This is a genomic window from Mycobacterium hainanense (assembly GCF_041890355.1).
GTDB classification, from domain to species: domain Bacteria; phylum Actinomycetota; class Actinomycetes; order Mycobacteriales; family Mycobacteriaceae; genus Mycobacterium; species Mycobacterium hainanense.
Genome location: NZ_CP169059.1, coordinates 4,643,997 through 4,664,760, shown reverse-complemented (window position 1 = coordinate 4,664,760; position 20,764 = coordinate 4,643,997). Strand labels below are relative to the sequence as shown.

The 20,764-nt window shown below is 68.7% G+C and carries 22 protein-coding genes; 10 read left to right on the top strand and 12 right to left on the bottom strand.

The features are described from left to right. Positions 1 to 9: 9 nt before the first annotated feature. The gene (locus ACEL92_RS21860) at positions 10 to 1,251 is read right to left on the bottom strand and encodes a D-alanyl-D-alanine carboxypeptidase family protein (protein WP_374022717.1); all 1,242 of its coding nucleotides are present in this window, start codon (positions 1,249 to 1,251) and stop codon (positions 10 to 12) included. A gap of 226 nt (positions 1,252 to 1,477) precedes the next feature. Between ACEL92_RS21860 and ACEL92_RS21855 the strand changes: the two genes are divergently transcribed. Continuing rightward, complete coding sequence (locus ACEL92_RS21855; RefSeq protein WP_374026331.1) at positions 1,478 to 1,723, top strand: hypothetical protein; 246 nt, start codon at positions 1,478 to 1,480, stop codon at positions 1,721 to 1,723. Here ACEL92_RS21855 and ACEL92_RS21850 read toward each other — a convergent pair. Next, complete coding sequence (locus ACEL92_RS21850) at positions 1,698 to 3,032, bottom strand: aspartate aminotransferase family protein (RefSeq protein ID WP_374022716.1); 1,335 nt, start codon at positions 3,030 to 3,032, stop codon at positions 1,698 to 1,700. The two genes, ACEL92_RS21855 and ACEL92_RS21850, sit on opposite strands and share 26 nt — an antisense overlap. A 90-nt stretch (positions 3,033 to 3,122) precedes the next feature. Here ACEL92_RS21850 and ACEL92_RS21845 point away from each other — a divergent pair, with 90 nt between their 5' ends. Beyond that, positions 3,123 to 4,025, top strand: coding sequence for a sigma-70 family RNA polymerase sigma factor (locus ACEL92_RS21845; protein WP_374022715.1), 903 nt, complete (start codon positions 3,123 to 3,125; stop codon positions 4,023 to 4,025). On the opposite strand, the gene ACEL92_RS21840 is transcribed toward ACEL92_RS21845, so the two are convergent. Next, complete coding sequence (locus ACEL92_RS21840) at positions 3,997 to 4,602, bottom strand: carboxymuconolactone decarboxylase family protein (protein ID WP_374022714.1); 606 nt, start codon at positions 4,600 to 4,602, stop codon at positions 3,997 to 3,999. The two genes, ACEL92_RS21845 and ACEL92_RS21840, sit on opposite strands and share 29 nt — an antisense overlap. A gap of 140 nt (positions 4,603 to 4,742) precedes the next feature. Here ACEL92_RS21840 and ACEL92_RS21835 point away from each other — a divergent pair, with 140 nt between their 5' ends. Then, complete coding sequence (locus ACEL92_RS21835; protein ID WP_374022713.1) at positions 4,743 to 5,816, top strand: diguanylate cyclase domain-containing protein; 1,074 nt, start codon at positions 4,743 to 4,745, stop codon at positions 5,814 to 5,816. Here ACEL92_RS21835 and ACEL92_RS21830 read toward each other — a convergent pair whose 3' ends face one another. Genes ACEL92_RS21830 through sdhC form a run of 4 tightly spaced genes read right to left on the bottom strand, consistent with a single transcriptional unit; the run spans position 5,817 to position 9,199 of the window. Further along, a complete protein-coding gene (locus tag ACEL92_RS21830; RefSeq protein WP_374022712.1) occupies positions 5,817 to 6,617 on the bottom strand; it encodes a succinate dehydrogenase iron-sulfur subunit in 801 nt (266 codons plus the stop codon). Continuing rightward, the gene (sdhA, locus tag ACEL92_RS21825) at positions 6,617 to 8,389 is read right to left on the bottom strand and encodes a succinate dehydrogenase flavoprotein subunit (protein ID WP_374022711.1); all 1,773 of its coding nucleotides are present in this window, start codon (positions 8,387 to 8,389) and stop codon (positions 6,617 to 6,619) included. The genes ACEL92_RS21830 and sdhA overlap by 1 nt, the downstream gene beginning before the upstream one ends. 4 nt (positions 8,390 to 8,393) lie before the next feature. Next, the gene (locus ACEL92_RS21820; protein WP_374022710.1) at positions 8,394 to 8,864 is read right to left on the bottom strand and encodes a succinate dehydrogenase hydrophobic membrane anchor subunit; all 471 of its coding nucleotides are present in this window, start codon (positions 8,862 to 8,864) and stop codon (positions 8,394 to 8,396) included. Continuing rightward, positions 8,861 to 9,199: a succinate dehydrogenase, cytochrome b556 subunit gene (sdhC, locus tag ACEL92_RS21815; RefSeq protein WP_374026330.1), complete on the bottom strand. Its 339-nt coding sequence runs from the start codon at positions 9,197 to 9,199 to the stop codon at positions 8,861 to 8,863. Before sdhC ends, ACEL92_RS21820 begins: the two co-directional genes overlap by 4 nt. Positions 9,200 to 9,441: 242 nt before the next feature. Between sdhC and ACEL92_RS21810 the strand changes: the two genes are divergently transcribed. From ACEL92_RS21810 to ACEL92_RS21795, 4 genes are all read left to right on the top strand, one after another. Next, positions 9,442 to 9,843 (top strand): cytidine deaminase, encoded by a 402-nt coding sequence (locus tag ACEL92_RS21810; protein ID WP_374022709.1) that lies wholly within the window; start codon positions 9,442 to 9,444, stop codon positions 9,841 to 9,843. A 65-nt stretch (positions 9,844 to 9,908) separates the two neighbouring features. Next, the gene (locus ACEL92_RS21805) at positions 9,909 to 11,048 is read left to right on the top strand and encodes an alpha/beta hydrolase family protein (protein ID WP_374022708.1); all 1,140 of its coding nucleotides are present in this window, start codon (positions 9,909 to 9,911) and stop codon (positions 11,046 to 11,048) included. Between the two features lie 15 nt (positions 11,049 to 11,063). Next, positions 11,064 to 12,350, top strand: coding sequence for a thymidine phosphorylase (locus ACEL92_RS21800; protein ID WP_374022707.1), 1,287 nt, complete (start codon positions 11,064 to 11,066; stop codon positions 12,348 to 12,350). Further along, positions 12,347 to 13,438: an adenosine deaminase gene (locus ACEL92_RS21795; RefSeq protein ID WP_374022706.1), complete on the top strand. Its 1,092-nt coding sequence runs from the start codon at positions 12,347 to 12,349 to the stop codon at positions 13,436 to 13,438. The genes ACEL92_RS21800 and ACEL92_RS21795 overlap by 4 nt, the downstream gene beginning before the upstream one ends. A gap of 49 nt (positions 13,439 to 13,487) precedes the next feature. Here ACEL92_RS21795 and ACEL92_RS21790 read toward each other — a convergent pair whose 3' ends face one another. Both ACEL92_RS21790 and ACEL92_RS21785 read right to left on the bottom strand, forming a co-directional pair. Then, entirely contained in the window at positions 13,488 to 13,772 is a 285-nt protein-coding gene (locus ACEL92_RS21790) for a GlsB/YeaQ/YmgE family stress response membrane protein (RefSeq protein WP_374022705.1), read from the bottom strand. 92 nt (positions 13,773 to 13,864) lie between these two features. Then, positions 13,865 to 14,536: a GntR family transcriptional regulator gene (locus tag ACEL92_RS21785; protein WP_374022704.1), complete on the bottom strand. Its 672-nt coding sequence runs from the start codon at positions 14,534 to 14,536 to the stop codon at positions 13,865 to 13,867. Between the two features lie 151 nt (positions 14,537 to 14,687). Between ACEL92_RS21785 and ACEL92_RS21780 the strand changes: the two genes are divergently transcribed. Both ACEL92_RS21780 and ACEL92_RS21775 read left to right on the top strand, forming a co-directional pair. Further along, positions 14,688 to 15,716 carry a cupin domain-containing protein gene (locus tag ACEL92_RS21780; protein WP_374022703.1) on the top strand — a complete coding sequence of 343 codons (1,029 nt, stop codon included), beginning with the start codon at positions 14,688 to 14,690 and terminating at the stop codon, positions 15,714 to 15,716. Between the two features lie 49 nt (positions 15,717 to 15,765). Next, the gene (locus ACEL92_RS21775; protein ID WP_374022702.1) at positions 15,766 to 16,773 is read left to right on the top strand and encodes a VWA domain-containing protein; all 1,008 of its coding nucleotides are present in this window, start codon (positions 15,766 to 15,768) and stop codon (positions 16,771 to 16,773) included. Between the two features lie 4 nt (positions 16,774 to 16,777). Here the strand turns inward: ACEL92_RS21775 and ACEL92_RS21770 are convergent, their stop codons facing one another. From ACEL92_RS21770 to ACEL92_RS21760, 3 genes are read right to left on the bottom strand one after another with little or no spacing between them, the layout of a single operon-like run. Beyond that, entirely contained in the window at positions 16,778 to 17,761 is a 984-nt protein-coding gene (locus ACEL92_RS21770) for a VWA domain-containing protein (protein WP_374022701.1), read from the bottom strand. A 41-nt stretch (positions 17,762 to 17,802) separates the two neighbouring features. After that, positions 17,803 to 19,101, bottom strand: a complete 1,299-nt coding sequence (locus ACEL92_RS21765; protein ID WP_374022700.1) for a primosomal protein — start codon at positions 19,099 to 19,101, stop codon at positions 17,803 to 17,805. 44 nt (positions 19,102 to 19,145) lie between these two features. After that, positions 19,146 to 19,955 (bottom strand): alkaline phosphatase family protein, encoded by an 810-nt coding sequence (locus tag ACEL92_RS21760; protein WP_374026329.1) that lies wholly within the window; start codon positions 19,953 to 19,955, stop codon positions 19,146 to 19,148. A gap of 185 nt (positions 19,956 to 20,140) precedes the next feature. Here ACEL92_RS21760 and upp point away from each other — a divergent pair, with 185 nt between their 5' ends. Next, entirely contained in the window at positions 20,141 to 20,764 is a 624-nt protein-coding gene (gene upp, locus ACEL92_RS21755; protein WP_374022699.1) for a uracil phosphoribosyltransferase, read from the top strand.

Sequence of the window (20,764 nt, the reverse complement as noted above, 5' to 3'; positions counted from 1 at the left end):
GTCGGGCGGTCAACGGTGTTGAGGTCGGCGGTTCATCGAGCGTGCGACCATCATCAAACTAAACACGATGATCGTTCCGATGACGGCGACACCCACCCGGATCGGCAGCGCGTCCGCCGAGGGGATAAGCCCGGCGGCCTGCGCTGCGTTGGCCTGCCGGTCGGCGGCGCTGCCGCGTTTGGCGGGCGCCAGCGAGGGGTCGGGTTCGATCAGGTTGCCGACCTGGGTGCCCTGCGGCGTGCTGAAGCCGTAGTCCAGCAGGTGCGCCGCCTGCTCCCAAGGGGCGATCGGCTGCCGCGTCCCGTGCAGCAGCACCGCCATCAAGCGTCGCCCGTCATGGTTGGCCGCGCCCACGAACGTCTGGCCTGCGTCGTCGGTGTATCCGGTCTTGCCGCCCAAGGCGCCGGGATACTTGTAGAGCAGCTGGTTGTCGTTTTCCAGTTCGTAGCCGGGGTGGTCGCCGTGGCCGGGGAAGTCGAAGGTGCGCGTCGCGACGATGTCGGCGAAGGTCGGGTTCTGCCAGGCGTAGCGGTAGAACAGGCTGATGTCGTAGGCCGACGTGCTCATGCCAGGGCCGTCCAGCCCCGACGGCGTGGCCACCCGGGTGTCCTTGCCGCCGAGCTTGGCGGCCAGCACGTTGATCTTCTCCACCGCTTGCTGCATCCCGCCGAGCTGCATGGCCAGCGCGTGCGCGGCGTCGTTGCCGGAGTGCATCAGCAGGCCGTGCAGCAACTGGTTGACGGTGAACACGCCGCCTTCCTCGACGCCGACCTTGGTGCCCTCGGCGGCCGCGTCGTCGGCGGTTCCGGGCACCGCCTTGTTCAGGTTGAGCGCGTTGATCGATGCCATGGCGATCAGCACCTTGATGATGCTGGCGGGTCGGTGCCGGCCGTGCGGGTCCTTGGCCGCGATCACCGCGCCGCTGTCCAGGTCCGCCACCAGCCACGCGTCAGCGGACACGTCGGTGGGCAGCGGCGGCGTGTCCGGGGCGGCGACGATGCCGCAGCCGCCCAGCGCCTCGCCACCGACCGGCTTAGGGGGCACCGCCAGCGGTATCGGGGGGTCACCCGCCTGGGGAACCTCCGACGAATCCACCGCGGGCGGGGTGTTGACCTTGAAGGGGCAGTTTGCGGGGGCGGCGTTGGGTTCAGCGCCGGGCTCCGCACGGGCCGTGGGAGCGGCGAGCGTCACCGGGGCCGCCGCCAGGAAAGCGGCCGCTGCCAGGCACGATGTGGAGCGTAAGAAGTTCATTGCTTGTGCAGACTAGGCGATCGTGGGCCGGATTCGAGGGAGCCGCGCTGTGACTGGTGGGACGGAAGTTACCATCCTGCCGACCGGCGCGAACGTCGCCGAGCCACTACGCTGAACATGCCGTCAGCTGATTGCGACCCATCCTCCCGCCGAATACCGAAGGCTTGCCATTCACAACGATCGTTTCTGGTCCCGCTGGCGACGCGACCGCGACGCCCCGCGGTCGCTGCAGCAGCTGCTCAAGGAAGTGGAGAAGGCGTCGCAGGTCCGGCGTTCCGGCCTGGAAGGCGTGCTGACCGAACTGCGGCAGCATCGCGACGCGGCGTCCGACGTAGGCGTGCGCGAAGCGCTCAGGTACCTGTGCAACGCGGTGTCGCGGATGGTGAACAACCCGAACGCGGCGCATTCGCGGGAGGTCCTAATCGCGGCCGACGCGGTGAAGCGCGCTAAAGCCGTTCAGACGCCTGGCTGAGCACGTCGCGCAAGATGCGTTCGATGGTGTCGAACTCGGGCTGACCGCTGATCAGCGGTGGCGCCACCTGAACCACGGGATCGCCGCGGTCGTCGGCGCGGCAGTACAGGCCCGCCTCGAAGAGCGCGGGCGACACGTAGCCGTGCAGCACCCGTTCGCACTCCTGCGCGGTGAACGTTTCCTTGGTCGCCTTGTCCTTCACCAGCTCGATGCCGTAGAAGAACCCCTCGCCGCGGACGTCGCCGACGATGGGCAGGTCGTACAACTTCTCCAAAGTGGCACGCAAGGCGGACGCGTATTGCTTGACGTGGTCGTTGAGGCCCTCGCGTTCGAAGATGTCGAGGTTGGCCAGCCCCACGGCCGTCGAAACCGGGTGCCCGCCAAAGGTATAGCCGTGCGGGAAGACGGTGGCGCCGTCGCTGAAGGGCTCGAACAATCTCTCGCTGGCGATCATCGCGCCCAACGGCGAATACCCCGACGTCAGGCCCTTGGCGCAGGTGATCATGTCGGGCACGTAGCCGAAGTCGTCACAGGCGAACATCGACCCGATCCGGCCGAACGCGCAGATCACCTCGTCGGAGACCAGCAGCACGTCATAGGAGTCGCAGATCTCGCGGACCCGCTCGAAATACCCCGGGGGAGGGGGGATGGCGCCGCCCGCGTTCTGCACCGGCTCCAGGAACACCGCGGCGACGGTCTCGGGACCCTCGAACTCGATGGCCTCGGCGATCCGGTCGGCGGCCCATCGCCCGAAGGCCTTGGGGTCGTTGGCGAACGGCTCGGGTGCCCGGTAGAAATTCGTGTTGGGCACCCGGAAGCCGCCGGGCGTCACCGGTTCGAACGGCGCCTTGTAGGCGGGCAGCCCGGTGATCGCCAGGGCGCCCTGAGTGGTGCCGTGGTAGGCGATCGACCGCGAAATCACCTTGTGCTTACCGGGTTTGCCGGTCAGTTTGAAGTATTGCTTGGCCAGTTTCCACGCGGTCTCCACGGCCTCGGTCCCGCCGGTGGTGAAGAACACCCGGTTGAGATGGCCCGGGGCATAGCGGGCGAGGCGCTCGGCGAGCTCGATGGCGGTCGGGGTGGCATAGCCCCACAACGGGAAGTACGCCAGCGTGCTCGCCTGCCGGGCGGCGACCTCGGCGAGTTCCGTGCGGCCGTGGCCGACCTGGACGGTGAACAGCCCCGACAGCGCGTCGAGGTAGCTCTTGCCGCGGTCGTCGAAGATGGTGACACCCTCGCCGCGGACGATGATCGGCGGCGTGATGCCGGCGCCGTGCCGGGCGAAGTGCAGCCACAGGTGCTCTGACATGGTGCCTGCGAGACTAGCCGCTCGCTTCGATGGCGCGGCTCCTCACTCGCGCCGTTTCGGCGCTCGACGTCGCCGCGCTAGGCTCGCGCTATGACCGAGACCGAACAGGTCTCACAATTCGAAGCCCTGCGACCCCACCTGATGGCGGTCGCCTACCGGCTGACCGGCACGGTCGCCGACGCCGAGGACGTCGTGCAGGAGGCGTGGCTGCGCTGGGACCGGCAAGATGCCGAGATCACCGACCCGCGGGCCTGGCTGACCACGGTGGTGAGTCGGCTGGGCCTGGACAGGTTGCGCTCGGCAGCGCACCGACGCGAGACCTACACCGGGAACTGGCTGCCGGAGCCGGTGGTGACCGGGCTCGACCGGGCGGACCCGCTGTCGGCCGTGGTTTCGCGCGAGGACGCCCGGTTCGCGGCAATGGTGGTGTTGGAGCGGCTGTCGCCGGATCAGCGGGTGGCCTTCGTGCTGCACGACGGGTTCGCGGTGCCGTTCGCCGAAGTCGCCGGCGTGCTCGGTGTCAGCGAGGCCGCCGCCCGGCAGCTGGCGTCGCGGGCCCGCAAGGCCGTCAGCGCGGACCCGCCGCCCAAGCCCGACCCGTCGCACGACGAGGTGGTTGGCCGGCTGATGGCGGCCATGGCCGCCGGCGACCTGAACACCGTGGTCTCGCTGCTGCACCCGGACGTGACCTTCACCGGCGATTCGAATGGCAAGGCGCCCACGGCCGTTCAAACCATTCGCGGCCCGGACAAAGTGGTTCGGTTCATGCAGGGCCTGGCGCAGCGGTATGGGCCGGCGATGTTCACCTCCTACGAGCTGGCGCTGGTCAACGGCGAGTTGGGCATCTACACCGCCGGTTTGCCCGCTTCCGAGGGGTATCGGGAGATGCTGCCGCGAATCACCGCGTTGACGGTCAGCGACGGAAAGGTCTGTGCGCTATGGGATATCGCCAACCCCGAGAAGTTCAGCGGCTCTCCGCTGCGGCGGGGTTAGTGTCGGCCCACGGAACCCGACACGCGTCACCGGAATTGAAGCCCTGCTCGGTGATGCCGAGCGCGGTGTTCATCCGCGCGCGCATGTTCTCCACGCCAATCTGATAGGTCAACTCGAACAGGCCGGCATTACCGAACCGGGCGCGCAGGTCGGCGACCTGTTCGTCGGTGACGGTGTGTGGATCGGTGCTCATCGCGTCGGCGTAGCGGATCGCGGCGCGCTCGTCGTCGGTGAAAAGCGGTGAGGTGGCGTAACTGTCGATGTCTTTCAGCCGCTCGATGTCCAGGCCGTCGAGGCGCTGCAGCATGGACCCGAAGTCGACGCACCACGAGCAGCCGATGCTGCGCGCGGTCCACAACACCGCCAGCTCGCGCACGCTGACCGGCAGCGCCTTGGACGCCCGGTCGATCATCGTCTCGTGCACGGCGCCGGCGATCATCAGCTTGCGATGGTGTGCTGCCACGGCGAACGGTTCGGGGACCTGGCCGTAGCGCCGCTTGGCGATCCGGTACATCGCGCGGGCCAGCAGCCCGGCGCGCCGGGGGGACAGGGGCTCGATGCGGGTTCTCTGTGTCATACCCCTGAAGACGGGATGGGCCGCGAAAGTGTGACGGCCGCACGCGCGGCGGCGACAATCTGCCTCGTGAGCAGCGCGAACGCCGTAGTATGCGGCTAGCTTTTCGAATCGATGAACGGTGATGTGATTGCGAGTCAACGATGACCGCGGTGCCTAGCCGGCGGGCCGATCAGTACGACTGGCTCTCCGGCTACCTTGCTTCGCGGGGCATCGGCGGTGCCACTCGGGCGATGATGGCGCTCATTTCGGCGTCGATGGTGTTGTGCCTCATCGCCTTGCTGGCCGGCTCGGACGGTCCCCGCGGATCGGTGCCGGTGGCGATGACGTGGGTCGCCCTCACCGGCGGAGTCGCGGCCGTGCTGTTGTGGACCTGGCGCTGGCCGACGCGCAGGCAGTCGATCGTGTTTGCGCTGACCTGCAACACCGCCGTAGCGTTGGCATGCCTGGCGCACCCGAACCCGCTGGCCGCGTTGATCGGCTGCATCGCCTTCGCGACCTTCGGCGCCTACATGGCGTTCTTCCACACCACCGGGTTGGTGCTGTACAACTTCGCGGTGGCCGCCGGGGTTGGGTCTTGGGAGGCCTTGTCGCTCGCCAGATTCGGGCATCCCAGTCTCGCCGGGGTGGATCTGTGGTTGGTGATCGAAGTCAACATCGCGCTACCGCTGGCCATTCGGATCTTGATGCGCGCCTTGACGGGAGATCTGCTGCGGGCCGACCGGGATCCGTTGACCGGTCTGCTGAACAGGCGCACATTCCAGCACGAGACGTTTGGGATGATCTTGGCCCGACGCGGCATCGACTCCCACCTGGTGGTCATGCTGATCGACATCGACGATTTCAAGGCGATCAACGACCGGCTCGGTCACGCCGCGGGCGACCGCGCGCTGGTTCAGGTCGCCCAAGCACTGCTGGCTGCTTGCGACGACTCGGTGGTGGCGCGCAGCGGTGGTGAGGAGTTTCTGTTGGCCAGCACATCGAAGACCTGCAATGCCGAGTCGCTGGCCGCGAGGATGTGTGACGTCATCGCGGCGTCCGGGGCGGGAGTGACAGCCAGCATCGGCACGGCCTGCGCCGATCTCGACGACATTGCGGCCGAACCGCAATCACTCCTGGCGGAATTGATCACCGTTGCCGACGCGGCGATGTACCAGGCCAAACGGTTGGGCGGCAACCAGGGCGGTCATGGCGAGCTGTGTGACCCGACCAGATGATCAACGCGTGAACATCAACGCGCGCTTGACCTCCTGGATCGCCTTGGTGATCTGGATGCCGCGCGGGCAGCACTCGGTGCAGTTGAAGGTGGTGCGGCAGCGCCACACGCCGTCCACCTCGTTGAGAATGTCGAGCCGCTCGGCGGCGGCCTCGTCGCGGCTGTCGAAGATGAAGCGGTGCGCGTTGACGATCGCTGCCGGGCCGTAGTAGCTGCCCTCGTGCCAGAACACCGGGCAGCTGGTGGTGCACGCCGCGCACAGGATGCACTTGGTGGTGTCGTCGTAGCGGGCGCGGTCGGTGGGGCTCTGAATGCGTTCCCGTGTAGGGGGATTGCCGCTGGTGACCAGGTACGGCTTGACCGCGCGGTAGGCGTCGAAGAACGGCTCCATGTTGACCACCAGGTCTTTCTCCACCGGCAGTCCGCGGATCGGTTCGACCGTAATGGTGAGTTGCTTGCCCTTCTTCTCGGGCAGCAGGTCGCGCATCAACACCTTGCAGGCCAGCCGGTTGACGCCGTTGATGCGCATGGCGTCCGACCCGCACACCCCGTGGGCGCAGGAGCGCCGGAACGTCAGCGTCCCGTCCAGGTAACTCTTGATGTAGATCAGCAGGTTCAGCAGGCGGTCGCTGGGTAGGCAGGGCACCCGAAAGCTCTGCCAGCCACCGGTTTCCGCGAAGGCGTCGGGGTTGTCGGGGTTGAACCGGGCGATCTTGAGGGTCACCAGCACCGCGCCCTCGGGGATGGGCGGCAAGGGCGGCTCGGGTCCCCGCTCGACCTCGACTTCGACGGTGTCGGACATCAGTACTTCCGTTCCTTCGGTTCGTAGCGGGTCTGCACGACGGGCTTGAAGTCCAGCGCGATGTCGCTCAGCAGATCGGTGCCCTGCTTATCGGCCCCAATTTCCTTGTAGGCCATCGTGTGGCGCATGTAGTTGACGTCGTCGCGGTTCGGGTAGTCCTCCCGGGCGTGCCCGCCGCGGGATTCCTTGCGGTTCAGCGCGCCGACCACGGTGACCTCGGCCAGCTCCAGCAGGAAGCCCAGCTCGATGGCCTCCAGCAGGTCGCTGTTGAAACGCTTCCCCTTGTCATGCACCGTGATTCGGGAGTACCGCTCCTTCAGCGCGTGAATGTCGGTCAGCGCCTGCTTGAGCGTCTCCTCGGTGCGGAACACGGCGGCGTTGTTGTCCATGGACTGCTGCAGCGCGCCGCGGATGTCGGCCACCCGCTCGTTGCCGTGCTCGCTCAGGATGTCGGCGACCCAGCCGACGACCATCGCCTCCGGGCTGGGCGGCATGTCGACGAAGTCGTGTCCGTCGGCGTAGTCCGCGGCGGCGATCCCGGCGCGACGGCCGAACACATTGATGTCCAACAGCGAATTGGTGCCCAGCCGGTTGGCGCCGTGCACCGAAACGCACGCGCACTCGCCGGCCGCATACAGGCCCGGCACGGTGGAGGTGTTGTCCCGCAACACCTGCCCGGTGACCGTGGTGGGAATGCCGCCCATCACGTAGTGACACGTCGGGTAGACCGGGACCAGCTCGTGCACCGGGTCGACGCCCAGGTAAGTGCGGGCGAACTCGGTGATGTCGGGCAGCTTGGCCTCGAGCACGTCTTCGCCGAGGTGGCGCACGTCGATGTAGACGTAATCCTTGTGCGGACCGGCGCCCCGGCCCTCCAGCACCTCCAAAACCATTGAGCGGGCGACGATGTCGCGCGGAGCCAGGTCGACGATGGTCGGCGCATAGCGCTCCATGAAGCGCTCGCCCTCACCGTTGAGCAGCCGCCCGCCCTCGCCGCGCACGGCCTCGGAGATCAGGATGCCCAGCCCGGCCAGGCCGGTGGGATGGAACTGGTGAAACTCCATGTCCTCCAACGGAAGTCCCTTGCGGAACACGATGCCGATGCCGTCGCCGGTCAGCGTGTGCGCGTTGGAGGTGGTCTTGTACATCCGGCCGGAGCCGCCGGTCGCCAGCACCACGGCCTTGGCATGGAAGACGTGGATCTCGCCGGTGGCCAGCTCGTAGGCCACCACACCGGTGGCCACCGGGCCGCTCGGTGTCTGCGTCAAGACCAGGTCCAGCGCGTAGAACTCGTTGAAGAACTGCACGTCGTGCTTGACGCAGTTCTGGTAGAGCGTCTGCAGGATCATGTGGCCGGTGCGGTCGGCGGCGTAGCACGCCCGGCGCACGGGGGCCTTGCCGTGTTCGCGGGTGTGCCCGCCGAAGCGGCGCTGGTCGATGCGGCCCTCGGGGGTGCGGTTGAACGGCATCCCCATCTTCTCCAGGTCGAGCACCGCGTCGATGGCTTCCTTGCACATGATCTCCACCGCGTCCTGGTCGGCGAGGTAATCGCCGCCCTTGACGGTGTCGAAGGTGTGCCACTCCCAGTTGTCGTCCTCGACGTTGGCCAGCGCCGCGCACATGCCACCCTGGGCGGCGCCGGTGTGGCTGCGGGTGGGGTAGAGCTTGGTGAGCACGGCGGTCCGTACCCGCGGGCCGGCCTCCACCGCGGCGCGCATGCCGGCACCGCCGGCGCCGACGATGACCACGTCGTAGCGGTGTTGCTGGATCACGGGGTCACCCTCCGATATTCGGGTCGAATGTCACCAGCACGTAGGTGCCCAGCACCAACGTGAACCCCATCGACAACAGCAGCAGGCTGTTGAGCCAGAACCGGGTGCTGTCCTTGCGGCTGTAATCATCGATGATGGTGCGCAGGCCGTTGCCGCCGTGCAGCTGCGCCAGCCACAACAGCGCCAGATCCCAGAACTGCCAGAACGGCGAGGCCCACCGCTGGGCGACGTAGTTGAAGTCGATGCGGTACACGCCGTTGTCCCACATCAGCATGATGAACAGGTGCCCGACCGCCAGGACGATCAGGGCGATGCCGGAGAACCGCATGAACAGCCAGGCGAACTTCTCGAAGTTGGGGATGCCGGCGCGGCGCCGCGGCGAGCGCGGGTTGTCCAGACTGGCCGGCCGGTCGTGGCTGCGCTGGTGCACCGGGGCCACCTCGCCGCGGCCCAGCTGCAGGTCGGGCGAGCTCATCGGACGTGCTCCCAGATGTGAATGCCGGTCACCACGCCGGCGGGAACCATGAGCAGCAGGAAGACGACGCCCACGATCCAGAACATCAGCTTCTGGTAGCGGGTGCCCTCCGACCAGAAGTCGATCAGGATGACGCGGATCCCGTTCAGCCCGTGGAAGAGGACCGCGGCCACCAGCCCGTACTCCATCAGGCCGACGACCGGGGTCTGGTAGTCGTGGATCACCGCGTTGTAGGTCTGCGGGCTCACCCGCAGCATCGCGGCGTCCAGCACGTGGACGAACAGGAAGAAGAAGATTGTCGCGCCGCTGATGCGGTGCAGCACCCACGACCACATGCCCGGGTCGCCCCGATACAGGGTCCGGGGTGGTCGCCGCCTGCGCGAGGGAGCCGATACCGGTGCCGCCGGATCCGCGGTTGTCGGTTGTGTGGTCACCCAGTCCTCACCGCCTTCTGACATCGACGCAGTTCAGCCTAACCCGGCGCGGGGACGGCCCGCGCCGAGCGGTCCGCCAAGCGAACTCGCCCGACGGGGTTAGGGTGGCAGTCTCACGTGGCAACTGCTGAGCGGGGTCGGGTATGCCTGATGTCGATTGGAAAGCGCTGCGCCGCATGGCAATCGGTGCCGCGGCGGCGGCCTACGCGCCCTACTCGCGGTTCCCGGTGGGGGCGGCCGCGCTGGTGGACGACGGGCGGTTGGTCACCGGCTGCAATGTGGAGAACGTCTCATATGGCCTTGGTCTCTGTGCCGAATGCGGCGTCGTGTGCGCCCTGCACGCGACCGGGGGCGGCCGGCTGGTCGCGCTGGCCTGCGTGGACGGTCGCGGGGCCCCGCTGATGCCGTGCGGGCGGTGCCGCCAGCTGCTCCTCGAGCACGGCGGACCCGAGCTGTTGATCGATCACCCGGCCGGGCCCCGCCGCCTCGGCGAACTGCTGCCCGACGCCTTCGGCCCCGACGACCTGGCCGCGGGACGGAGCTGAACGCCCGCACCGGCCGGGCCGCCGCCGCTTGCTGAGCGGTTGGCGGTCGGCTTACCGTCATCCGTGTGCAACGGGGGAGCGCGCCGATGGCGCCGGCGGGATCGTTGCCCCGGCCACTGCCCAGACTCTTGAGTGCGGTGCTGATCGCGGCGGGCGTGGGGATGTCGGGCTGCGCGTCGCAACCACCCACCGCGAAGCCGCCGTCGTCGTCCGCGGCGTCGGCGTCGTGGGTTGAGGACCCCGTCTCATTCACGGTGGCGGATATGACGATCTACGGCACGTTTCGCCACCCGGCGGGGCAGGGCCGCGCCGTGCCGGGAGCGCTGTTGATCGCCGGCAGCGGGCCGACGGATCGCAACGGTGACTCGGCCGTCATGCCGGGCCAGATCGACACGCTGCGCAATCTGGCGCAGACCCTTTCCGACGACGGCGTCGCCAGCTTGCGCTACGACAAGCTCGGTACCGGTCAGACCGGGCTCGGCCACTACGCGACGGACCCGACGAAGGTCGATATCGGCGTGTTCCAGGACGAGGCGACCGGCGCCCTGAACTTCCTGGCCGGCCAATCCGGCGTCGACCGGGATCACCTCATGGTGCTCGGTCACAGCGAGGGCGCCCTCTACGCGATGATGCTGGCCACCGCCGCACCCGCGACCGGTCCCGTGGTGCGGGCGCTCGGGCTGGTCGAGCCGGCGAGCCGCCGCATCCTCGACCTGGTGTCCGAACAGGTCCATGCCCAGGCCGACGCGGCGGTCCGGTCCGGGCGCCTCACCGCCGCGCAGGCCGCCCAGAGCACGGCGGCAATTGACAACGCGATACAAGAGTTCCGCACGACCGGGAACGTCCCGCCCGACGAACCGCCGGCGCTGAGATCGGTGATCAATGCCGCCAACGCCCACGCTCTGTCGCAGGAAGACGCAATCGACCCGGCGGCGTTGGCCGCCAAGCTGCCGCGCGCGATGCCGGTGTTGGTCACCTGCAGCGACGCCGATCTGCAGATCACCTGCCAGGACGTCGACTCCCTGGTGTCCGCCCTGACCGGGGCGGGCACCAAAACCGATTACGTCCACCTGACCGGTGTGAACCACGTCCTGAAGGAGGACGCCAGCAGAACGCCGGCCAACTACGCGAAGGACCTGCCGTTTTCCGCCCAGCTCGCCGGCGCGCTCGCGTCGTTCATCAAAGAGAACGGGATTACACCCTGAGCTGCGGGGACCGACTTGACTGAACCCGCATTCGACGCGCCGACGGTGATCCGAACCAAGCGCGACGGCGGCCGGCTGTCCGACGCCGCCATCGCGTGGGTCGTCGACGCCTACACCCACGGCCGGGTGGCCGAGGAGCAGATGTCGGCGCTGCTGATGGCGATCTTCCTGCGCGGCATGGACCGCGGCGAGACCGCCAGCTGGACGGCGGCCATGCTGGCCTCGGGCCCGCGGCTGGACTTTCGCGACCTGCCGTCACCCACCGTGGACAAGCACTCCACCGGCGGCGTCGGGGACAAGATCACCCTGCCCCTGGTGGCCGTCGTCGCCGCCTGCGGCGCGGCGGTGCCCCAGGCGTCGGGGCGCGGGCTCGGGCATACCGGCGGCACCCTGGACAAGCTCGAGGCGATCGCCGGGTTCAGCCCCGCGCTGTCCGGCCGGCGAGTGCGCGAGCAACTTCTCGACGTCGGCGCGGCCATCTTCGCCGCCGGCGAGCTGGCGCCGGCCGATGCCAAGCTGTACGCGCTGCGCGACGTCACCGCCACCGTCGAGTCACTGCCGCTGATCGCCAGCTCGGTGATGAGCAAGAAGCTGGCCGAGGGGACCGCAGCGCTGGTGCTCGACGTCAAGGTGGGTTCCGGCTCGCTGCTGGGTTCTGCGGACCGCTGCCGCGAGCTGGCCCACACCATGGTGGCGCTGGGCGCCGCACACGGCGTGCCCACCCGCGCGCTCCTGACCGACATGAACGCCCCGCTGGGCGCGACCGTCGGCAACGCCCTGGAGGTCGCCGAGGCGTTGGACGTGCTCGCCGGGGGCGGGCCGCCCGACGTGGTGGAGCTGACGGTGCGGCTCGCCGGCGAGATGCTCGAGCTGGCCGGGATCGACGGCCGCGACCCCGCCGAGACGCTGCGCGACGGCAGCGCGATGGACCGCTTCCGCAGGCTCGTCGCGGCTCAAGGCGGGGATTTGTCGATTCCGTTGCCGATCGGTACGCATTCCGACACCGTGACCGCGGACCGGGGCGGCACAATGGGCGATATCGACGCGATGGCAGTGGGGCAGGCGGCTTGGCGGCTCGGTGCGGGCAGATCCCGTCCGGGCGAACGGGTGCAGGCCGGCGCGGGCATCCTGATCCACCGCCGCCCCGGCGATCCCGTGGCGCCCGGCGCCCCGCTGTTCACGCTCTACACCGACACCCCGGAGCGCATCGGCGCCGCGCTGGCCGAGCTGGCCGGCGGCTACCGCGTCGGCGACGCGGCACCGGATCCGCGACCGCTGATCATCGATCGGATCATGACGTGAGAACACCGCTGGGCCTCGAGCAGATCAAGAGGGCGCCCAAGGCCCTGCTGCATGATCACCTCGACGGGGGCCTGCGCCCGTCGACCGTGGTCGAAATCGCCGGCCAGACCGGCTATGACGGGCTGCCGACCACCGACGTCGACGAGCTGGCCACCTGGTTTCGCACCCGGTCGCACAGCGGCTCGCTGGAGCGCTACCTGGAGCCCTTCTCGCACACCGTGGCCGTCATGCAAACGGCCGACGCGCTGCATCGCGTCGCCTACGAATGCGTGGAAGACCTGGCCTCCGATTCGGTGGTCTACGCCGAGATCCGGTTCGCCCCGGAGCTACACATCGACCGGGGCCTGTCGTTCGATGAGATCGTGGATGCCGTGCTGGCCGGTTTCGCCGACGGCGAGAAGGCCAGCGCCGCCGCGGGCCGACCAATCGTGGTGCGGCTGCTGGTCACCGCCATGCGGCACGCCGCGGTGTCGCGGGAGATCGCCGAGCTGGCAATCCGGTTCCGCGACAAGGGTGTTGTGGGGTTCGACATCGCCGGTGCCGAGGCCGGCAACCCGCCGACACGGCACCTGGACGCCTTCGAGTACATGCGGGACCATAACGCGCGCTTCACCATTCACGCGGGCGAGGCGTTCGGGCTGCCGTCGATCCACGAGGCGATCGCGTTCTGCGGCGCCGACCGCCTGGGCCACGGGGTGCGCATCGTCGACGACATCGACGTCCTCGCCGACGGCGAGGTGCGCCTGGGCCGGCTGGCGGCGATCTTGCGGGACAAGCGGATTCCGCTGGAGCTGTGCCCGAGTTCCAACGTGCAGACCGGCGCAGTGCAAAGCATCGCGGATCACCCGTTCGACCTGTTGGCCCGCACCCGGTTCCGGGTGACCGTCAACACCGACAACCGCCTGATGAGCGATACCACGATGAGCCTCGAAATGTGCCGCCTGGTCGAGGCTTTCGGCTACGGCTGGAGCGATCTCGAGCGGTTCACCATCAACGCGATGAAGTCGGCGTTCCTTCCGTTCGACGAGCGACTGGCGATCATCGACGACGTGATCAAGCCGCGCTATGCGGTGCTGATCGCAGGCTGACGCCGCCCGCCCGAAATCCGGGTGAGCGGCGCAGCTTTCGGCCGAGGGGCTAACGGGTCAGCCGGGTGCCGGTGCGGCGACCGGTCAGCGCTTCGTACAGCGCGATCAAGACGATGGCGGCGCCCACACCGATGAAGAACGGAACCCAGGCCACCCCGCCGTTGGCGTTGTGGTATCCGAATTGGCTGGCGGCCCATGAGCCGATCAGGCCGCCGACGGCACCGAGCACGACCGTCATGATCATGCCGACGTTCTGCCTTCCAGGCATCACGAGGCGGGCGACCAAACCGATGATCGCGCCCACGATGAGGGCGAGGATTATGGAGGTGATCACTTCGAGCTCCTGTCGTAGCGGCGCCCGGGGTGGGCGCCATCTTTGACGGGACTTCCCCGAATCAGGCGACTTCTAACACAATTCGCCTTAGGTCAAATCAGATCGAAAGCCAACCCGATGGCGCGCACGGTGCTGGCCAAATGCGTCTGGACCGCGCGCGATGCCCGCGGCCCGTCGCCGTCACGCAGCGCCTCGGCGATCTCGCGGTGCTCGTCGAGGATGGTCGTCACGCGCTGCGGATCACGCAGCGCCGATTCACCGATCATCCGCATCTGCCGGTCCCGCAAGGACGCATGGAAGCCCGCCAGAATGGCGTTCCCCGACTCGGCCAGGGTGATGGCGTGGAAGGCCCGGTCGGCGTCGAGAAACTCGGGCCAATCGGAGCGGTCGGCGGCGGCGCGCTGCCGCCGAAGCTCGCCCGACAGCCGCTCGAAAATGGCGGCGCACGAGGCGGACCCGCGACCCACCACCTTGGCCGCCGCGAACTGCTCCAGGACCAGCCGCGCCTCCATCACCGACCGGACCTCGTCCGGAGACACGGGAACGACCAGGGCTCCCCGCTGCGGGTACAGGCGCAGCAGCCCCTCGGCCTCCAGGCGCAGGAACGCCTCGCGCACCGGCGTGCGTGACATTCCCAGCGCCGTGGCGACGTCGCCCTCGCTGATCAGCTCCCCGCCCGGGAACGCGCCGGTGAGCACCTGCGTCTTGACGTAGTCCAGCGCGCGGTCCTTGGCCGTGGCCGGCCGCGGGTCGATCGTTGCCATCCAGCCTTCCGTAGCTAAGTCGTATCCCAGCAGTGTGGTGACGGTACACCACCGGATCGCTTGACAGGACCACAACTGAGATACAAGATAGATACGAGAGAAACATGAGAAGCGCCGAAGAAGCCCCGAGCAGGTCGAAGGAGCCGCGAAAATGCCCGTCACCGAACAAGCCGTGACCCCGAACCTGGATCCGACGATCCCCGCGCCGATGGTCAACGTGGCCGAATACGGCTTCGAAGGTCGCTTCCAGGAATGGGCCTCCGACGCCGAGTACTTCGAGTACTCCAAGGCCGCCAACCCGATCGGCTCGGGCCACGTCCCCCCGGTCCCGGTTACCCGGTTCGACGCGGATGTCTACACCGACAAGCCGACCGGCGTGATCCCGCTGGATCTGTCCAAGGAGCTGGGCATCGAGACCGGCGCCGCGACCAGCCCCGCGCTGCTGGCCAACTTCGTGCGCATCCACCCGGGTGAGCAGGTCGACACCAGCCCCAACGCCACCTCGCAGCTGTACTACGTGCTGTACGGGCGGGGCTTCGCCGCCGTCAACGGCCAGCTGGTGCAGTGGGAGAAGGGGGACTTCCTGACCCTGCCCGCCGGCACCCATTCTGTGTTCTACGCGGCCGCCGACACGGCCATGTACTGGGTGCACGACGAGCCGCTGATGCGCTACCTGGGCGCCGACGCCACCCGGCCGCGGTTCCGCGCCACCAAGTTCCGCCGCTCGGATGCCGTCGCGAAGCTGGAGGAGATCGCGTCGCGACCGGGCGCCAACGAGAAAAGCCGGGTCAGCGTGTTGCTGGCCAACGCCAACCAGGAGCAGACACTGACCATCACTCACGTGCTGTGGGCCATGTTCGGCGTCTTGCCGCCGAACCAGGTCCAGCGCCCCCACCGGCACCAGTCGGTGGCCCTGGACCTGATCCTCGACGCGCCGGCAAGCGGGTGCTACACGCTGCTGGGCACCCGCCTCGACGAGCGCGGCGACATCGTCGACCCCACCCGCGTGGACTGGCGCGCCGGCTGCGCCTTCACCACGCCGCCGGGCATGTGGCACGCGCATTACAACGAGACCGACCAGCCCGCACACTTGATCCCGATCCAGGACGCCGGGCTGCAGACCCACCTCCGCAGCCTCGACATCAAGTTCACGCAGCGCCGCGACCTCGTCGCGGGCTGACCCGGCGGAGGAGTGCACGGGGCCCGCTTCGCGCATAGTGTGGCTGCACATGAAGCTGCCGCTGCTGGGCCCCGTGTCGGTCACCGGCTTCCAGAACGCGTGGTTCTTCCTGTTCCTGCTGGCCGTCCTGCTGGTCCTGGGCATCTACGTCGTGCTCCAGTTCGCCCGCCGCCGGCGGGTGCTGCGGTTCGCCAACATGGAGGTGCTGGAGCGGGTCGCGCCGGCGCGACCCAGCCGCTGGCGGCACGTGCCGACGATCCTGCTGGCCACGTCGCTGGTGCTGCTGACCACCGCGATGGCCGGGCCGACGTCCGACGTGCGGATCCCGCTCAACCGCGCGGTCGTGATGCTGGTCATCGACGTCTCGGAGTCCATGGCGTCCACCGACGTTCCCCCCGACCGGCTGACCGCCGCGAAAGTGGCCGGCAAGCAGTTCGCCGACGAGCTCACGCCAGCCATCAACTTGGGGCTGGTGGAGTTCGCGGCCAACGCGTCGCTGCTGGTCTCGCCGACCACCAACCGTGAGGCGGTAAAGGCGGCGATCGACTCCCTCAAGCCGGCCCCCAAGACCGCGACGGGCGAGGGCCTGTTCACCGCCCTGCAGGCGATCGCGACGGTGGGCTCGGTGATGGGCGGCGGCGACGGGCCGCCGCCGGCGCGCATCGTGCTGGAGTCCGACGGCGCGGAGAACGTGCCGCTGGACGCCAACGCGCCGCAGGGGGCCTTCACCGCCGCCCGGGCCGCCAAGGCCGCGGGCGTGCAGATCTCGACGATCTCCTTCGGGACGCCGTACGGCACCGTCGAGTACGAGGGCGCCACCATCCCGGTCCCCGTCGACGACCAGACGCTGCAGAAGATCTGCGAGATCACCGACGGCCAGGCGTTCCACGCCGACAGCCTGGAGTCGCTGAAAAACGTCTACTCGACCCTGCAGCGCCAGATCGGCTACGAAACCGTCAAGGGCGACGCCAGCATGGCGTGGATGCTGCTGGGCGCGGTCGCGTTGGCCGGCGCGATCCTGGCCGGCCTGTTCCTGAACCGCCGACTGCCCTCCTGAGCGCTCAGACCGGCAGCCGCCGGTTGATCAGCAGCGCCAGCGTCGTCGCGATCAAGGCGGTGATCACGCCCAGTCGCAGCCATCCGGCGCTGCCCGGCCCCGGCACCGTGCGATAGCCGATGTCCTTCTCGATGGCGTTGTAGCTCTTGTTGAGCTCGGCGACGTTGCTGGCGGTGTAGGACTGCCCGCCCGACAGCTTGGCGATGGTCTTCATCTGGTCCGTCGAGACCGGGACGGCGACGCGCTGCCCGTCCATCTCGATCTCGCCGGTCTTGGTGCCGAACGAGATCGTCGAGATGGGCACGCCCTCGTCGCGGGCCAGCCGCGCAGCCGTATAGGCCCCGTCGTGCGGATCGCTGGGATTGGACGGCTTGTTCTCCCCGCCGTCGGACAGCAGCACGATGCGGGCCGGGGGCGGGGTGTCGCCGCCCGTAATGGCCAGGGCGCTCACCGCGTGCAGGGCGGTGAAGATGGCCTCGCCGGTGGCTGTGCTGTCGGCGAAGTCGAGCTTCTTGAGCGCATCGATCGTAGCCTGGTGCTGCGGGGTCGGCGACACCAGCAGATACGGCGTGCCGGCGAAGCCGACCAGGCCCAGGTTGATGCCCGGGGTGAGCTGGCTGGCGAACTGGCTGGCCGCCTCCTCCGCGGCCTTGAGCCGGTTCGGCGGGACGTCGGTCGCGCGCATCGACTGCGACATGTCGATGACCAGCACGACGACGGCCCGGTTGCGCGGGATGCGCATGTCGTGGGTGGGCGTGGCCAGCGCGATGGTCAACAGGATCAGGCTGAGCAGCGCCACCGCGATCGGGATGTGCCGCCTCGGCGACTGCGGCACGGTCGCCTCGGTGAACCGGCGCAGCCGCCGCCGGCGGCGGGCCTGGACACCGATGTAGATCGCCAACAGGCCGAGCGGCAGCAAACCGAACAAGAGCATGCCCGGGCGCTGAAAGCCGTACAGGGGCAACGGGCCTATCCCGGGAAGCGACACCCGCCAGTAAAGAGGAGACTCGCGGGCCCGTCAAACGGGGACTACTCCCTGCGCAGCCGCCCGTCGACGAACTGCTCCAGGTTCTCCCACTCCCGCACCGCCGCCGCGTACGGGGCCGACGGCTTGCCGACCGAGCCGGGCTCGAGCACGTAGGCCACCAGCTTGCCGAGCGGGCGTCCCGTCTCGAGCGCCTTGTCGACCGTGCTCTCCTCCGAGTAGTCGCCGATGTCGCGGAGCAGCTCGACGGCCAGGTCCAGCTGGTCGCGGTCCACCGCGTCGGGGCCGTCGGCAATGTCGTCGGCCAGCCCGCTGAGCACGTAGATGTTGTCCTCGGTGACCTTGACTTCCAGCGAGCCGTCGGTGGCGGCGGTGCGGATGTCGTCGTAGGTGCTCAGGTCGGCCAGGTCGTGGTCGTGTTCGTCGGCGAGGTAGCGGGCCAGCGCCCGCTCGGAGGTGAACACGCTGATGCGCCCGTTGCGGCCGAGGAAGATCGGCCGGTCGTCCAGGTAGCACCGCAGCGTGTAGAAGGTGCCCGAACTCGTCATGATCCGAATGGGGTCGATGCCGACCTGCAGCCAGAAATCCTCGTCGCTGCCGAGGATGACGGTGTCGCCGGCCGCGCGGGGCTCCTCGTCGGCCTCGACCTCATCCTCCAAGGCGTCCGCCGCATCGTCGGCATCGTCGGCGGCGTCCTCGTCCGCCTCGGCGGCGGCCTCGGTGTCTTCCGCCTCTTCTTCCTCGGGCTCCTCGGCCAGCTCGTCGGCCGCCTTGGCCGACAGCTTTTCGTCCACCTCGGGCGTGGTGACGATGCCTTCGATGGCGCTCAGCACGTCGTCCCAGCCCCGGCCGATGATCTCGCCGATCGCGTTCCAGCGTTTGAGGCCGGCCTTGCCGGCGAAGTGGTCGATCCCGCCCGACACGGTGCCCAGCGTGGGGTTGCCGTTAAAGAATTTCGACACCGCGGGGAGCTCGCACACCGACCCGATGGATGAGACGAGCGACAGCGTGCGGGCCAGGCCGGTCACCGACTCCTCGGTCGGCTTCTCCGACACCAGCTCCTCGACCGCGACCAGATCGAACTGCTTGTCCTCGGTAGGCGCGAACTTGTGCGCGTGCGCCGACGTCAGGTCCTTCCACGCCGGGTGGTCGACCAGGTCGTTGTCGTTATCGGAGCGCACGAAGGCGACCAGGTCGGCGACGGTCTCGAAGACGTAGAGGTCCTCGTCCTTGCCCAGGAAGGCCTCCCACTCGTCGCCGGCGTCGCGCCAGCGGGGCGCCCACACGGTGTAGCGGTCACCGTCGGACAGGCTCAGGCGGATGGGCACGAGGTCAGCAGCCATGCGGCACACAATAGCGACGGCGGCCGAATACGCGGGCCATTGGGCTAGCCCCAGATATCGGTGATCGGGGGCGCGCCGGCCGCGTAGCCGGTCTTGGGCAACCCGTACATCTGCTCGATCGTGGAGAGCAGGTTGTAGTGGTTGATCCGCTCGGGGTAGTTGCCGGGGACCACGTGGGCGCCGTAGAAGATGGTCGGAATCTGGTTGCGGCTGGAATTGTCGTCCTCGTCCCACGTCACGATCAGCAAGCTGTTGTTGGTCACCGCCCAGTTCGCGTAGCCCGACAGCTGGCGGTTGAGCCAGGTGTCGGCCTGCGCGATCGACCCGTCGTGCATGTTGTCGTCGTTGTTGGGGATGACGAAGGACACGGTGGGCAGGCTCGCGTAGTTGCCCATCGGGAACGCGGAGAACGGCAGGGAGTACGCCGGCGGGATGTTGGTGAAGTTGGCCCAGGGCACATGCTTGCGCGCGTACTTGCCGGCGGTGCACGCCGGCGAGCCGGCCGCCGGCAGGCCTTCGGCGAAACCGGCGAAGGTGTGGCCCGCGGCGAGCAATTCGGAACCCAGGTTGGGGGCGTCGCCGGCGTTGACGGGGCACCGGTCGCTGGTCACGCCGAAGGTGCTGCCGGCGAACATCGCGAGGTAATTGGGCTCGCTGGGGTGGGTTTCCGCGAACGACTGCACCATGTTGGCGCCGCTCGCGGCCAGGGCGGTGATGAAGGGCGCCGACTTGTTGCCGATGATGTTGGCCTCGGAGCGGTTCTCCTCCACCACGATCACGATGTGCGCGGGCTGCGGAATCGCCGCAGCCGCAAGGCCGAAGCGCGCGGTCATCGGCCCGGCCGCCAGACCCATCAGCGCGACCGCGCCGAGCAGGCACAGTACGCGAAATGCCCTGTCCGTCAACCCCATTGCAGCCACCATTGCGCCCGGCACCACGGGAGCATAGGGGGACGTACGGCGCGCATGGCGCCGACGCGGCCGGTTTCGGCCGGGCGTTTAACGAAATGCGGCCGGATTGTTATATAGGGTCGATCACCGTGGACGTGCGCGTTGTCGATCACCCGCTGGCGGTTGCCCGGCTGACGACGATGCGCGACGAACGCACCGCCGACGACGGCTTCCGGGCGGCGCTGCGCGACGTGACCGCGATGCTGATCTACGAGGCCACCCGGGACGCGCCACGCGAGACCTTCCCGATCCGCACACCGGTGGGCGACACGCTGGGGGTGCGGCTGGCCCGGCCGCCCCTGCTGGTGCCGGTGCTGCGGGCCGGACTGGGCATGGTCGATCAGGCGCTGGCGCTGTTGCCGCAGGCCCGCGTCGGGTTCGTCGGCGTGGCCCGCAACGAGGAAACCCACCGGCCCGCAGGATATTTCGAGTCGCTGCCCGACGAACTGACCGACCTGCCGGTGCTGGTGCTCGATCCGATGCTGGCCACCGGGGGGTCGCTGAAGTACACCGTCGGCCTGCTGCTCGAGCGCGGCGCCACCGACATCACGGTGTTGTGCGCGGTGGCCGCCCCCGAAGGCGTTGCGGCGCTTGAGGAAACGGTGCCCGCGGCTCGCCTTTTCACGGTGGCGATCGACGACGGGCTCAACGAGACGGCCTACATCGTCCCGGGCCTCGGCGATGCCGGGGACCGTCAGTACGGGCCCCGGTAG